This is a genomic window from Dorea amylophila, from assembly GCF_025567265.1.
Lineage (GTDB): Bacteria > Bacillota > Clostridia > Lachnospirales > Lachnospiraceae > Dorea_A > Dorea_A amylophila.
Genome location: NZ_JAOQJW010000007.1, coordinates 89,470 through 104,230, shown reverse-complemented (window position 1 = coordinate 104,230; position 14,761 = coordinate 89,470). Strand labels below are relative to the sequence as shown.

The window sequence follows — 14,761 nt, the reverse complement described above, 5'->3', positions numbered from 1 at the left end:
AAGATGGTTTTGCTATAATAAAGTATACAATAAACTCGCTGATTACAAAGTGCCGGTGGGGACACTGAAAAAACCAAAAACACCGTCCCCATGGCCCATGGCAAGAAACGGAGGAAGCCCCTATGGACCGAGAATTATTGAACTACACACAGAACCGAGAACTTTCCTGGCTGAGATTCGATCAGCGTGTATTGGAAGAAGCAAGAGATAAGAGCGTGCCGCTATTAGAACGTATGAAATTCGTAGCCATCTTCACCAGTAACTTAGATGAATTCTTCATGATCCGTGTCGGAAGTCTCTATGACATGGTGCAGACAGACGACAGACACAGAGACAGCCGGTCGGGAATGACACCGCAGGAGCAGCTGGATGCGATCTACGCAGCAGTTGCCCCGTTATATAAAGAACGTGACAAGACCTACGCCGGGATCAAGAAAGAACTGTCCCCATACGGAGTCTGCGGACTGGACTTTAAAGAACTGGAGACAGACGAGAAGAAATATGTTAAGAAATGTTTCAAAGAGCAGATCCTGCCGGTACTGTCTCCGCAGATCGTAGACAGCAGCCACCCGTTCCCGCATCTTATGAATAAAGATATCTACGTAACAGCCAATCTGAAGCATATCAATAGCAGGAAGAATAAAGACGACAAAGAAAAAGAACAGATCCTCGGAATCGTACCGGTTCCGACCTATGTATCCGATATCCTGATGCTTCCGGGACATGACATCCGTTATATCCGCATGGAGAAAGTCATCATGGAATACCTGGATCTGGTATTTGACCAGTACGAAGTATCCGACCCGAACTACATCTGCGTGACAAGAAATGCAGACGTATCTCCGGACGATGAGGCACTGGAGGTTACCGATGATTTCCGGAAACTCATGCAGAGTACCCTGCACAAACGCCGCAGGATGGCGGTAGTAAGATTAGAAACAGCGGAGAAACTGACACCGGAAATGCAGGAATACTTCTGTAAGAAATTCAAGATCACACCGGAGCAGATCTTCCGCACGAAGATGCCGATGAAACTGGATTATATGTTCTCCATCGCAGGAAATCTCCCGGAGTCCATGAAGAAAGCACTGGTCTACGAACCATTCTCCCCGCAAAAATCAGCACATGTACAGGACGGAAACATGTTAAAACAGGTGAAAAAGAATGATATCCTGTTGTTCTACCCATACGAAAGCATGGATCCATTCCTGAAGCTGATCAAAGATGCCGCGGCAGATCCGAACGTTATGACGATCAAGATCACCATCTACCGCCTGGCGAAGAAGGCAAGACTGGTGGAATACCTGTGCGCAGCTGCGGAAAATGGAAAAGAAGTCACCGTGCTGATCGAGCTGCGTGCAAGATTTGACGAGCAGAACAACATCGACTGGTCGGAACGTCTGGAAGAAGCCGGATGCCGTGTAATCTACGGATTCGACGGTTACAAAGTGCATTCCAAGATCTGTCTGATCACATACAGGAACCGCAATGACATCCAGTATATCACACAGGTCGGAACCGGCAATTATAACGAGAAGACAGCTGCCATGTATACCGATCTGTCCTTGATGACTGCTGATCCGCGAATCGGACAGGACGCCGCAGAATTTTTCAAGAATATGTCCATCGGCAATCTGCAGGGCAGCTATCAATACCTGATCGTATCACCGGTCAGCCTAAAAAGCCGTATCTTACAGATGATGGACGAGGAGATTACAAAAGGAAACGAAGGACGCATCATTATGAAGATGAACTCCGTGACAGATGTGGACTTCATAAAGAAAGTATCCGAGGCCTCCTGCGCCGGAGTAAGGGTAGACTTGATTGTTCGCGGAATCTGCTGTATACTACCGGGAGTGCCTGGATTTACGGAAAATGTCAGAGTGATGAGTGTGGTTGGCCGCTATCTGGAACATCCACGTATCTTCAGCTTCGGAACTGGCAAAGAGCAGAAGATCTATATCGGCTCCGCAGACATGATGACAAGGAATACAGAAAAAAGAGTAGAAGTAGCCTGCCCGGTATTAGACGGGCAGATCAGACGCCAGATCAACCATGACCTGAAGATCATGTTAAGTGATAACGTGAAAGCAAGGATCATGCAGAAAGACGGCACATATATGAAACGGACCGGCGGCATAAAAGCTGTGGACTCCCAGGCAGTCTTCATGGAAGAAGCACAGCATGGCGGCCGAGAAGAAGACCAACGGGGACGGGGATTACTGGCTTTTTTCCTGTCCCTCCGGCACAGAAAAAAATAAAAGCCATCAGGGACAGGAAAAAAGCCAGTAATTCCCGTCCCCATCGGCTCACCAAGGAGTAACACAATTACATGGGAAAATCACTATACATTGCCGAAAAACCCAGCGTAGCGCAGGAGTTCGCCAAGGCATTGCATATCAATACACAGAGAAAAGACGGATATCTCGAATCAGCAGAAGCAATCGTAACATGGTGCGTCGGACACCTGGTCACAATGAGTTATCCGGAAGAATACGATCCGGCATTAAAAAGGTGGAGTCTTGAGACTCTGCCTTTTATCCCGCAGGAATTCAAATACGAAGTCATTCCGGCAGTGTCAAAGCAGTTCCGAATCGTATCGGGACTGCTGAACCGCACAGACGTAGACACCATCTACGTCTGTACTGACTCGGGACGGGAAGGAGAATACATCTACCGTCTGGTCGAGCAGCAGGCAGGCGTAAAAGGCAAGAACCGCCGCCGCGTATGGATTGACTCCCAGACAGAAGAAGAGATCCTGCGCGGGATCAAAGAAGCAAAAGACTTAAAAGAATACGACAACCTGGCAGCATCGGCTTACCTAAGAGCCAAAGAAGACTACCTGATGGGAATCAACTTCTCCCGCCTTCTGACATTGAAATACGGCAACAGCATCTCCAATTATTTGAATACGAAATATTCTGTCGTATCCGTAGGCCGCGTTATGACCTGCGTCCTCGGCATGGTCGTGCGCAGAGAACGGGAGATCAGGGAATTCGTAGAGACCCCGTTCTACAGAGTCCTAAGCACCATCGGAGAGAAAGGGGCAACATTCGAAGGCGAATGGCGGGCAGTCAAAGGATCAAAATGGTTCGAATCCTTCGACCTCTATAAGGAAAATGGATTCAAAGAAAAGGAAAAGGCAGAAGAACTGATCCGCTTCCTAAGCAACAGCGAGTCAGACGCCAGCCAGCCCCTGACTTGCCAGATCGTGTCCATAGAAAAAAAGAAAGAAAAGAAGAACCCGCCGTTATTATTCAACCTGGCCGAGATCCAGAATGAATGTTCCAAGCGGTTCAAGATCAGCCCGGATGAGACCCTCCGGATCATCCAGGAACTATATGAAAAAAAGCTCGTCACCTACCCAAGAACGGACGCCCGCGTGCTGTCAACAGCAGTGGCAAAAGAGATCCACAAGAACTTGAACGGTCTGATGCAGTACGAACCGGCAAAGCCATATCTTCAGGATATCGTGAAATTCGGCAGCCACAAAGGACTGGAGAAGACGAGATACGTCAACGACAAACAGATCACAGACCACTATGCGATCATCCCGACCGGACAGGGCATGGGAGCACTAAAAGGACTTCCGAATCTGTCACAGAGGGTGTATGATGTGATTGTAAGACGATTCTTAAGTATCTTCTACCCACCGGCTGTCTATCAGAAAGTATCGATCGTGACGAAAATCAAAGAAGAATCCTTCTTCTCAAGCTTCAAAGTACTGGCAGAAGAAGGCTATCTGAAAGTTACAGGCGTGCCGGGCAGGAAGAACGACAATAACGATAATACAGACAGTACCGAGGACAAAGACACTGATGCAGCCTTCTTCGCCAGGATCCAGAGCCTCAAGAAAGGCATGACCCTTCCGGTGCAGTCCCTGGACATCAAAGAAGGCAAGACCTCGCCGCCGAAGCGCTATAATTCCGGCTCGCTGATCCTTGCCATGGAAAATGCAGGACAGCTCATCGAAGACGAAGAACTCCGCGCCCAGATCAAAGGAAGCGGAATCGGCACCAGTGCCACCAGAGGCGAGATACTGAAGAAATTATTCAATAATAAATATCTGGCCCTCAATAAAAAGACCCAGATCGTCACGCCGACGATGTTAGGGGAAATGATCTACGATGTCGTAGACCATTCTATCCGGCCGCTCCTGAACCCGGAACTTACGGCAAGCTGGGAAAAAGGTCTGACGTATGTGGCAGACGGAGATATCACATCAGATGAATATATGAAAAAGCTGGATGATTTTGTATCAAGACGCACACTTGCAGTCAAAGGTCTGAACAATCAGTATCAGATGCGGGCGTGCTATGATAAGGCAGCGCAGTTTTATAAGAAGCCGGTGAGAAAGACCGGAAAAACTAAAAAATAAAAAAGGAGAACCAACATGTCAGAACAATTAACCATCAAAAACCTCTACAACCACATGGATGAAACCATCGCAAAAGACATCTTCGAAGGAGCCACCTACCCATGGGAAATCCTTCCAAAGATCAGCGGCTTCATCAAAGAATTCGGAAAGACCCTTCCGGCAGATGAATACGATCAGGTCGGCGAAGACGTATGGATCGCCAAATCCGCAACCGTATTCCAGACAGCCTACATCCACGGACCGGCGATCATCGGAAAGAACGCAGAAGTCCGCCAGTGCGCATTCATTCGCGGAAATGCGATCGTCGGCGAAGGTGCAGTCGTAGGTAACTCGACAGAACTTAAGAACGTCATCCTGTTCAACAAAGTACAGGTGCCGCACTATAATTACGTGGGCGATTCCATCCTCGGCTACAAATCCCATATGGGGGCCGGATCCATCACATCCAATGTCAAATCCGACAAAAAACTCGTCGTAGTAAAAGCCGGAGACGAAAGGATCGAGACAGGTCTTAAGAAATTCGGAGCCATGCTCGGAGACGAAGTAGAAGTCGGCTGCGGCAGCGTACTGAATCCGGGAACCGTGATCGGAAGCCACAGCAACATCTACCCACTGTCAAGCGTCAGAGGATTCGTACCGGCACACAGCATCTACAAGAGACAGGGCGAAGTAGTGGAGAAAGTAAAAGAGTAATCAACACACGGAGGAAAAATCAATGAACAAAATAGCATTCATCGGCGTAGGCATCATGGGCAGATCTATGGTCCGCAATCTCATGAAAGCAGGATTCGAATTACACATCTACGCCAGAACCAGATCCAAAGTCGAAGACGTGATCAGCGAAGGAGCCACCTTCCACGACACCATCGCAGACTGCGTAAAAGACGCAGAAGCAGTCATCACCATCGTAGGCTTCCCGACCGACGTAGAAGAAGTCTACTTCGATGCAGGCAACATCTTAGACAGCGCAAAAGAAGGCGCATACCTGATCGACATGACGACCACAAGCCCGATGCTGGACCAGAAGATCGCAGAAGAAGGAACCAAAAGAGGCTTCCACGTACTGGACGCCCCGGTCACCGGCGGTGACACCGGGGCAAAGAACGGTACACTCTCCATCCTGGTCGGCGGTTCCAGAGAAGACTACGAAGCCTGCATGCCGTTATTCGAGGCGATGGGAACCAACATCAACTACCAGGGAGAATCCGGCTGCGGTCAGCACGCCAAGCTTGCGAACCAGATCATGATCGCCGGCACCTTATCCGGAGTCTGCGAGGCACTCACCTATGCGAAGGCAAAAGGCCTGGATCTTCAGACGGTCCTTGATTCCGTATCGACCGGAGCGGCAGGAAGCAAGCAGTTAGATACCTTCGGCCCGAAGATTTTGGCAGGAGATTATGCACCAGGATTCTTCCTGAAGCACTTCGTCAAAGACATGAAGCTTGCCCTTACCGAAGCGAACATGAGCAATCTCAATCTGGACGTATTAAGCCAGGTGCTTGCCAACTACGAACTCCTCCAGGCAGAAGGTTGCGGAGATCTCGGCACCCAGGCACTGATCAAGTACTACGAAGAAGAGATGGACGTATAAAACATGTCGAAAAAAAGGCAAAAAATGGGTAAAATTGTACAAATTGTTGATACATAGTTGAAGCCTGCTTAAAGGTATGATAAAATCATACATGTTTATGAATGGATGAGGGATGTAGGCAAAAAATGATATATAATAATCCCAGTTATTTGTGTTTTAAAGACAGAAAGCCAAATATAGAGATATTACATAACACTTATAAAATGTATAAATATACGAAGAGCTTGAGAGATACCCTTCCTTCCATTGGTATGAAATGATAAGAATACCGGGGGGGGGTATTTTGGTGTGCAAAAAATTGCACAGAGAAGAAAAAGATATAATGAATTTATTCCAACTTATAAGAAACCGATAAAAAAGCAGAGAATAAAGGAGTAACCACCAGATGAAAGAATGTTACATAGATATGCATTGCCACATTCTGCCGGGAGTCGATGACGGGGCGAAAGACCTTGCCGAGACGAAGAAGATGCTTGAGATCGCATACGCAGAAGGAATCCGGTGTATCATAGCAACCCCTCACCACCATCCGCACCGCGGAAAGGCACCGGCAGAGAAGCTCCGTGAAAGGGCAAAGCTTGTGCGCGAAGCAGCACACGAGATCGATGAACGCTTCCGGGTATACCTTGGAACGGAAGTCTATTTCGGACAGGATGCTGCGGACAAATTAAAAGAAGGAAAGATCCTTTCGATGAACCGCAGAGAGTATGTACTGGTAGAATTCCCGCCCTCACAGACATACAGCTACATCAGACAGGGGATCCAGCAGCTGCAGTTCGCAGGATACGAAGTCATACTGGCGCACGTCGAGCGCTATCACTGCATCGCCGAAGATGTAGAGCTTGCGGAAGAACTGTGCGATATGGGTGTGAACCTGCAAGTCAATGCAGACAGCATCACCGGTGGATCCGGACGTAAGATCCGAAAGTTCATCGAAGAGCTGATGAACCGCGACCTGGTATTCTGCGTCGGAACCGATGCACACGATACAAAGCACAGACCGCCGAAGATGAAGAAGGCGGCCACTCACGTAGAAAAACGATACGGAGAAGATTATACAAGGAGGATATTCTACAGCAACGCGAAGGAAATGCTGAAGAAGAGAGATTAAGATGAATCAGGAAAATTATGAAAAGATGAATCCAAGAATCGTGGAAGAAGATGAACTGACGATTGACCTGGGCGAACTGTTCCGGGTACTGCTGTCAAAAGTACATATTATTATACTGGCAGCCATACTGATGGCATTAGTGGCTTTCGTCGGAACAAAGCTCTTCGTTACACCGATGTATACATCGGTGACCAAGATGTATGTACTGGCAAAAGATGAAAACAGTACAACGTCTTCTTCAAATTACAGTGAGCTGACAGCCGGCAGCATGCTGACCAAGGACTACATGGAACTGGTAAAGAGCCGCCCGGTACTGGAGAAGACAATCTCTGTACTGAATCTAAAGATGCAGCCAGCTGAGCTTGCCAACATGATCTCCGTATCTACACCAACCGATACTCGTATCATGACGGTAAGTGTAGAAAGTGCGAATCCAAAACAGGCTAAAGAAATCGCAGATGCAGTCAGAGAAGCAGTCAGTGTACAGATCAAAGAAATCATGAGTGTTGACTCTGTTAATACCGTAGAAGAAGGAAACCTTCCGACTTCTCCGTCTTCGCCAAATACGATGAAGAATATGATGCTTGGTGGAATCCTCGGATTCGTGATCGCAGCCGGCATCATCACACTGATCTATCTATTAGACGATACGATCAAGACACCGGAAGATGTAGAGAACTACCTTGGATTAAATGTACTGACTTCCATTCCAATCCAGTCAGGTGCAGCAAAATCTAAGAAAACAAAACATCAGAGAGAATCCCGAAAAGCAGTTCAGAAGAGGAGATAAGGAACATGGCAGACGTAATTTTAAAAAATCTAAAAGAAATTAATGATTACCGCAGTAACGAATCCTACAAGACACTGCGAACCAATATTGAATTTTCCGGATCGGACAAAAAAGTGATCGTATTCACAAGTTGTACACCGAACGAAGGAAAGAGTACCGTAACATTACAGTTGGCAGCATCACTTGCCGAGGCAGGAAAGAAAGTACTGTTCCTGGATGCCGACCTTCGTAAGTCGGTACTGATGGGAAGACACCGCGTTGCGGGAGAAGTAAAAGGATTGTCACATTTTCTGTCCGGACAGGTTGAGATCAAAGACATTATTCTGAAGACACAGGAGCCAAACTTGTATGTAGCATTTGCCGGAGTCGTTCCGCCTAACCCGTCAGAGCTTCTCGGCAACAGACGATTCGAGGCGTTGTTAAATGGTGCGAGACAGGCATACGATTATGTGATTATCGATGCGCCGCCTCTTGGAAACGTTATCGATGCTGCTGTCATCGCAAAGAACTGTGATGCATCCGTTCTGGTTGTAGCATCCAGAGAAATCAGTTATAAATATGCCCGTGTTGTGAAAGAACAGCTGGAACTGGCAGGATGCCCGATCCTAGGAGTTGTACTGAATAAGGTAGACCTGAAACAGAATAAATATTACGGAAATAAATACTATAGCAAATATTACGGCAAATATTACGGAGAATACAAAAAAGAAGACTAGAGGGTGAACGTTATGAAACAGTGGTTCCTTACAGGAGTGCTGGGAGCCGGATGCATAGCAGTTGCGGCAGTAGGATTTCTTGTGACAATGGGAAAAGATCATACTGCACCGGTGATCACAATAGAAAAAACACAGAAGATACATTACACAGAGGGCGAAGCTTACGATAAGCTCTTAAAAGGTGTCAAAGCAGATGACAACCGTGACGGAGATCTGTCTGACCAGATATTTGTAGACAAGATCATTCCGGTCAGCAAGAAGAAAGCAGTCGTCTATTACGGCGTGATGGATCATGCCAACAATGTAGGCACGGCAAAACGCACGGTATCCTATACGGCGGCAAATGCTGATGCGGAGGAAAATGTAGCAGCAGATGAGAATACTGCACCGAATACCGATGAAGTTGTACAGGAGAATACAGACGACAAGAAGACGGATGCAGAAGAACAGACAGATACAGAAAAGAATGCACAGGATAATCCTTTGCAGGCAGATGGAGAAAAACCGGTGATCGCACTTACAGAACAGACCAAAACCATTACAAGAGGTACTACATTCAATCCGCTCAGCGAAGTGACAGAGGCAGTTGACGACAAAGACGACAGAGATACCTTGTTCAAGAGTCTCCACATCGACGGAGAATATAATGTAAATAAAGCAGGTACATATACTCTGCAGTATTATGTACAGGACAGTGACGGCAACACCTCCGATCCGATCGAATTCACACTGACAGTACAGTAGAAAAAGGAATGAGAAGATGAGTTTAAAACAGTCCATGACAGGAAAAAAGAATATAGCAGGAAAGCTTATTACACTGATCCAACTTGCAGTATCGGTCATCTGTATCGCACTGATCTGGAACAGCGGACTGGCGCCGGTAAAATATCTGGTGCCGCTGATTATTGTATTGCTGATCTTATTCATGATCACACATGCATTACAATATCTGAAAAACAATGTTTCCAGATATCTGGGACAGATCATCAGCCTTCTGATGACGATTATCCTGGCGGTCGGAAGCGTTGCACTTCTGAAAACAGACGATGTACTGAAAGCAGTCGGCGGAGCAACCTATAAGACGGATAACATGGTCGTAGTTGTGAAAAAAGATGACAAAGCGGACAACATCATGGATGCCGAGAATTACCGTTTCGGTTATCAGACTGTTGTAGATCAGAAGAATACCAAGAAAATGGTCAAAGATGTAGAAAAAGTCATCGGAAGGGATCTGAAAGCAGAGACATATGAATCCCTGACCGATGAAGCAAACGGTCTTCTGAACGGAAATATCGATGCTGCAATCTTCAATGAAGGTTACATAAGCCTGATCGATGAGTCGGTTGAAGGGTTCTCTGATCAGGTGAAGATTCTGTATCAGTATGGAATCAAGACAGAGATTAAAGAAGAAAAACAGGCAAGTGTAGATGAGCCTTTCAATGTATTTATCAGTGGTATTGACGTTGCAGGACCGATCACAACGAACAGTCGAAGCGATGTGAATATTATTATGACGGTAAATCCACAGACAAGAAAAATCCTGTTATCAACAACACCGAGAGATTATTATGTAACCATTCCGGATATATCCGGTGAGTCGAGAGATAAACTGACACATGCCGGAATCTACGGCGTGGACAGATCAATGGCAACACTGGAAAATCTGTATGGTATCAATATTGATTATTATGCGAGAGTGAACTTTACATCGCTTGTAAACATTGTGGATGCACTTGGCGGTGTGGATGTGAACTCGGATTATGAATTCACAACACTTCATGGGAAATACAAGATCCAAAAAGGTATGAACCATCTGGATGGGGATATGGCACTGGGATTTGCCAGAGAAAGATACAGCTTTGAAGATGGTGATAATCAGAGAGGAAAAGATCAGGAGATCGTGCTGACAGCTATCATCAAAAAAGCATGTTCTCCGGCAATCTTAAAGAATGCCAATGAGTTGATCGCAGGAGTGAGTGATTCCGTTCAGACCAATATGACAAGTGAAGAAATTTCGAAATTCATCAGTAATCAGATTGCAGATCCGACGAACTGGGATATCGAATCACAGGCAGTCAGCGGAACGGGAGATACACAGACATGCTTCTCATCCGGAAGCCAGTTATTATATGTCATGTGGCCGGATGAAACAGCAGTACAAAATGCGGCGAAGAAGATCAAAGCAGTAGAGAAGAACTAGAGATAAGATTAAAAAAGAAGTAAGAGAAAACATAGTTATAATGTGAGGAAAAGTGAGAAAGATATATGTACAGGAAAGATAATGATGGATGGTTAAAACATGCAGATTTCATTATATGGGATATGATATGCTTACAAGTGGCATTTCTATTAGCTTATATGATTAGCGGAAATGGATTTAATCCGTATATTAATATGTTATATCGAAATATGGCTGTGTTTATTGAATTTATAGATTTGATTATCCTTGTTACATCCAATACACTGAGAGGAGTATTGAAACGAGGACATTATGTGGAATTCATGATCACGATCAAACATTGCATCGTAGTAGGTGTGGTATCTATTATGTTTCTGTTTCTGCTTCAGAAAGGTCAGGAATATTCCAGGCTGGCACTAATTTTATTGATTGTATTGTACATAGTCATATCGTATCCTGTACGTGAACTTTGGAAACATAAGTTGAAGAGTAAGATGGACGAGGGAAGCGAAAGAGCACTGCTTATCGTAGCCACATCCGATATTGCAGAACAGGTTGTACGCAATATCAAGGCAAATAATTATGCAAGATATGTCATTGCCGGTGTTGCAATCATTGACTATGACTGGGTAGGCAGTGTCGTAGATGGTGTTGATGTCGTGGCAGATGCAGAATCGGCTCCAATGTACGTTTGTCGTGAATGGGTAGATGAAGTACTGATTGTTACTTCGGGAACAGTTCCTTATCCAAAAGAATTGATCGAACAGTTCACAGAGACTGGTGTGACGGTTCACTTAAGCCTTGCAAAGATTTCTAATGTACCAGGAAAGAAACAGTTTGTAGAAAAGATTGGGAATTACACGGTTCTTACAACAAGTATGAACTATGCATCGCCCAAACAGTTGATGGCAAAACGTCTTATGGATATTGCGGCTGGACTTGCCGGATGTATCCTGACGGGAATTATCTACATCTTCGTGGCACCGGCAATCTACATCTCATCACCGGGACCAATTTTCTTCTCACAGGAACGAGTTGGAAAGAATGGTAAGAAGTTCAAGATGTATAAATTCCGCAGCATGTACATGGATGCGGAAGCTAGAAAAGCAGAGCTTATGAAAGACAACAAACTCGGGGACGGAAAGATGTTTAAACTGGACTTTGATCCACGAGTGATTGGAAATAAGGTGCTTCCGGATGGAACGAAAAAAACCGGAGTGGGAGACTTTATCCGTCGTACAAGTTTAGATGAATTTCCTCAGTTCTTCAATGTACTGAAAGGAGTCAGCGGTATAATAGAGCCAACCGAGAAAAAGCTTGATTTTACAGGGTTTTCGCTGGCTTAGCTAGGTTCCTTAGTATGATTCTTATGATTTATCATTAGAGGAAACCAATCGTATTTCCAGCGGGAATATATATAATAAAGTGGTTTCCTGGATGCTTATTTTGACCCAATCATAAATAAGTAAATGAGAATCATAAATAATAGGAAGGTAATGGCTGAGCCTGCGAATGTCCCTCGAAAGACGTTCACAGGTTATCTGTCGTTGGAGAAAAATATAAGAAATAAATGAGAAAAAAGAGATAAGAAAGTAGCCCTCGATTTTGTCGGGGGGGGTACAGTAAGGGAGATATGAAATGCTTGGAATATCAAAACGAAAGTGTACGATGGATACCCCAGTACATATTAATGGGAATGAAAAGAAAAAGAAAACTGAATATCGAAATTCTTATATCGCATATCTAAATATTCAAAATGTGATTCTCATGTGCTGCTTACTTGTGTTCGGGGTATGGCTATGGACGGAATTACATATCTTAACAAATCTTAACATATTCCGGATTAATGCTCTTCTTGGTGTAGCAATAATCCTATCTAGTTTTAAATCACTCAAATTTGAAGGCAATTTCTACAATTGTGGGGACGATTGTAGATTAACAAATAGATTACAAAAAAATGGAAGGGGAAAGAAAAAAATCTATGTATAGAAAAGATTCTGAAGGATGGTTAAAACACACAGATTTTATAATCTTAGACATGATCTGTTTGCAATTAGCGTATGTTCTGGCATATGCAATTAGCGGATATGGATTTAATCCATATGAAACAATTATTTATCGCAATATGGCAGTTTTCCTTGAACTGGCAGATCTGGTTATGATTTTTGCGTATGGCACCATGAAAAGTGTATTAAAAAGAGGATACTATCGTGATTTTGTAGTTACGTTAAATCATGCGATTATGGTAGGTGCATTGGCAGTTTTATATTTATTCCTGCTTCAGCAGGGACAGGACTTTTCAAGATTAACATTGATGCTGACCATAATAATTTATTTAGTAATGACGTATATTGTCAGAGAACTTTGGAAAAAACTTCTGCGAAAACAGATGAAGGATGGCGGAGAACGTAAATTACTGATTGTAACATCAGAAGATGTGGCTGAACAAGTAGTGTTAAGTATGCAGGAAAACAATTATGCCAGATTCTCATTGGCTGGTGTAGCTGTAGTTGATGCGGACTGGACTGGAAGAGAAATTCATGGAGTTCCGGTAGTTGCCAACGAAGAGACTGCAGCAATGTATGTATGTCAGGAATGGATTGACGAAGTTCTGGTTGTTGTTTCAGAAGTTCTTCCGTATCCGGCAGAGTTAATTGAGCAGTTATCAGAGACAGGAGTAACCATTCATCTTAATCTTGCAAAGATTACAAGTGTGCCAGGGAAAAAACAGTTTGTGGAAAAGGTTGGTGATTACACAGTCCTTACGACAAGTATCAATTATGCATCAACCAGACAGTTAATGTTAAAACGCTTAATGGATATTGCGGGTGGATTAGTTGGATGTATTTTTACCGGAATCATTTGTATTTTTATCGGACCGGCAATTTATATTGCATCACCGGGACCAATTTTCTTTGCTCAGGAACGAGTAGGAAAGAATGGAAAGAAATTTAAAATGTACAAGTTCCGAAGTATGTATATGGATGCAGAAGAACGTAAAGCAGAGCTTATGAAAGATAACAAACTTGGAGATGGAAAGATGTTTAAACTGGACTTCGATCCTCGTGTTATCGGAAATAAGATACTTCCAGATGGGACACATAAGACAGGAATCGGTGATTTTATCAGACGAACAAGTTTAGATGAATTTCCGCAATTCTTTAACGTATTACGAGGAGATAGCGGTATAATAGGGACAACCAAGAAAAACCTTGATTTTACAAGAGTTTCGCTGGCTTAGTCGAATTTCGTTATGATAATTTTTCTTTGTGTTGTGTCGATTGAGCGGGGGAACAAATATAAAAGAATGGTTTCTTGGATGCTTATTTTGACCCACACTATAAGCTGAAAAATTATGATAAGGAGGTTTGACCTAGCCTGCGAATGATCTTTTTAATAAGAACATTCACAGGCTAGTCGTCGTGTTATAGAACTTACCTAATAAAAACGAATAATTATGAGGAGTGTGTTGAAAATGGGAAGAAAATTATTAATTGTAGCCTCTAAAAGATATGGAGATTATGTAAAAGAGATAGCAGAGTCAATGGGTTGCTTTGAGGAAATCTCCTTTGTAGATAATGACAGAGAAGGAGCTATTGGAAAACTGGAGGATGTGGAAAGTTTTTATCCGGAATATAACTGTGCAATAGCTGCATGTGACGATGGAACAGAAAGACTTGAGTGGAATAAAAAGTTGGAGGCACTTTACAATATTCCAGTTTTATTTCATATGGATTCTACTATTTCTCCATCAGCTAATTTAATGCCTGGCTGTATTGTTGAACCAAGAGCTGTTGTTGGCTGTGGAAGTACTATTGGGCAGGCAACGGTTGTTGGTGCCAACAGTGTAGTAGAGCCATATTGCCTTGTTGGGGATGGCTGTACATTGAAGTCTGGAACAATTGTTAAAAGCACCAGTGCATTGAATATAGGAACTGAAACAGAACAGGGAACTGTTTTGTTTACACCAATTGATAAATAGTAAAACAGATAATT

Annotated in this window: 12 protein-coding genes; all 12 read left to right on the top strand. The window is 44.1% G+C overall.

The window, feature by feature from the left end:
• Positions 1–122 precede the first annotated feature (122 nt).
• The 12 genes from ppk1 to OCV72_RS05855 all read left to right on the top strand — a co-directional run bounded on the left by ppk1 (position 123) and on the right by OCV72_RS05855 (position 14,747).
• Positions 123–2,261 carry a polyphosphate kinase 1 gene (gene ppk1, locus OCV72_RS05910; RefSeq protein WP_055282619.1) on the top strand — a complete coding sequence of 713 codons (2,139 nt, stop codon included), beginning with the start codon at positions 123–125 and terminating at the stop codon, positions 2,259–2,261.
• Positions 2,262–2,332: 71 nt separating this feature from the next.
• Positions 2,333–4,378 carry a DNA topoisomerase gene (locus tag OCV72_RS05905; protein WP_055282618.1) on the top strand — a complete coding sequence of 682 codons (2,046 nt, stop codon included), beginning with the start codon at positions 2,333–2,335 and terminating at the stop codon, positions 4,376–4,378.
• 15 nt (positions 4,379–4,393) lie between these two features.
• The gene (locus OCV72_RS05900) at positions 4,394–5,071 is read left to right on the top strand and encodes an acyltransferase (RefSeq protein ID WP_055282616.1); all 678 of its coding nucleotides are present in this window, start codon (positions 4,394–4,396) and stop codon (positions 5,069–5,071) included.
• Positions 5,072–5,093: 22 nt separating this feature from the next.
• Positions 5,094–5,969 carry an NAD(P)-dependent oxidoreductase gene (locus tag OCV72_RS05895; RefSeq protein WP_055282615.1) on the top strand — a complete coding sequence of 292 codons (876 nt, stop codon included), beginning with the start codon at positions 5,094–5,096 and terminating at the stop codon, positions 5,967–5,969.
• Positions 5,970–6,354: 385 nt separating this feature from the next.
• Positions 6,355–7,080, top strand: a complete 726-nt coding sequence (locus OCV72_RS05890; protein WP_055282613.1) for a CpsB/CapC family capsule biosynthesis tyrosine phosphatase — start codon at positions 6,355–6,357, stop codon at positions 7,078–7,080.
• A gap of 1 nt (position 7,081) precedes the next feature.
• Positions 7,082–7,870, top strand: coding sequence for a YveK family protein (locus OCV72_RS05885; RefSeq protein ID WP_055282611.1), 789 nt, complete (start codon positions 7,082–7,084; stop codon positions 7,868–7,870).
• A gap of 5 nt (positions 7,871–7,875) precedes the next feature.
• Positions 7,876–8,586: a CpsD/CapB family tyrosine-protein kinase gene (locus OCV72_RS05880; protein ID WP_055282609.1), complete on the top strand. Its 711-nt coding sequence runs from the start codon at positions 7,876–7,878 to the stop codon at positions 8,584–8,586.
• A 12-nt stretch (positions 8,587–8,598) separates the two neighbouring features.
• Positions 8,599–9,330, top strand: a complete 732-nt coding sequence (locus tag OCV72_RS05875) for an immunoglobulin-like domain-containing protein (RefSeq protein ID WP_055282605.1) — start codon at positions 8,599–8,601, stop codon at positions 9,328–9,330.
• 16 nt (positions 9,331–9,346) lie between these two features.
• Positions 9,347–10,786, top strand: a complete 1,440-nt coding sequence (locus OCV72_RS05870; protein WP_242859223.1) for an LCP family glycopolymer transferase — start codon at positions 9,347–9,349, stop codon at positions 10,784–10,786.
• A gap of 65 nt (positions 10,787–10,851) precedes the next feature.
• Complete coding sequence (locus OCV72_RS05865; protein WP_081021017.1) at positions 10,852–12,111, top strand: sugar transferase; 1,260 nt, start codon at positions 10,852–10,854, stop codon at positions 12,109–12,111.
• A gap of 635 nt (positions 12,112–12,746) precedes the next feature.
• Positions 12,747–14,006: a sugar transferase gene (locus OCV72_RS05860; RefSeq protein ID WP_242859222.1), complete on the top strand. Its 1,260-nt coding sequence runs from the start codon at positions 12,747–12,749 to the stop codon at positions 14,004–14,006.
• Positions 14,007–14,240: 234 nt separating this feature from the next.
• Positions 14,241–14,747: an LbetaH domain-containing protein gene (locus OCV72_RS05855; RefSeq protein WP_055282600.1), complete on the top strand. Its 507-nt coding sequence runs from the start codon at positions 14,241–14,243 to the stop codon at positions 14,745–14,747.
• Positions 14,748–14,761 lie beyond the last annotated feature (14 nt).

What these genes read in the sequence shown, in the direction of transcription:
- ppk1 (WP_055282619.1), top strand. Translation starts at nt 123, where the DNA reads ATGGACCGAGAATTATTGAACTACACACAGAACCGAGAACTTTCCTGG.
- OCV72_RS05905 (WP_055282618.1), top strand. Translation starts at nt 2,333, where the DNA reads ATGGGAAAATCACTATACATTGCCGAAAAACCCAGCGTAGCGCAGGAG.
- OCV72_RS05900 (WP_055282616.1), top strand. Translation starts at nt 4,394, where the DNA reads ATGTCAGAACAATTAACCATCAAAAACCTCTACAACCACATGGATGAA.
- OCV72_RS05895 (WP_055282615.1), top strand. Translation starts at nt 5,094, where the DNA reads ATGAACAAAATAGCATTCATCGGCGTAGGCATCATGGGCAGATCTATG.
- OCV72_RS05890 (WP_055282613.1), top strand. Translation starts at nt 6,355, where the DNA reads ATGAAAGAATGTTACATAGATATGCATTGCCACATTCTGCCGGGAGTC.
- OCV72_RS05885 (WP_055282611.1), top strand. Translation starts at nt 7,082, where the DNA reads ATGAATCAGGAAAATTATGAAAAGATGAATCCAAGAATCGTGGAAGAA.
- OCV72_RS05880 (WP_055282609.1), top strand. Translation starts at nt 7,876, where the DNA reads ATGGCAGACGTAATTTTAAAAAATCTAAAAGAAATTAATGATTACCGC.
- OCV72_RS05875 (WP_055282605.1), top strand. Translation starts at nt 8,599, where the DNA reads ATGAAACAGTGGTTCCTTACAGGAGTGCTGGGAGCCGGATGCATAGCA.
- OCV72_RS05870 (WP_242859223.1), top strand. Translation starts at nt 9,347, where the DNA reads ATGAGTTTAAAACAGTCCATGACAGGAAAAAAGAATATAGCAGGAAAG.
- OCV72_RS05865 (WP_081021017.1), top strand. Translation starts at nt 10,852, where the DNA reads ATGTACAGGAAAGATAATGATGGATGGTTAAAACATGCAGATTTCATT.
- OCV72_RS05860 (WP_242859222.1), top strand. Translation starts at nt 12,747, where the DNA reads ATGTATAGAAAAGATTCTGAAGGATGGTTAAAACACACAGATTTTATA.
- OCV72_RS05855 (WP_055282600.1), top strand. Translation starts at nt 14,241, where the DNA reads ATGGGAAGAAAATTATTAATTGTAGCCTCTAAAAGATATGGAGATTAT.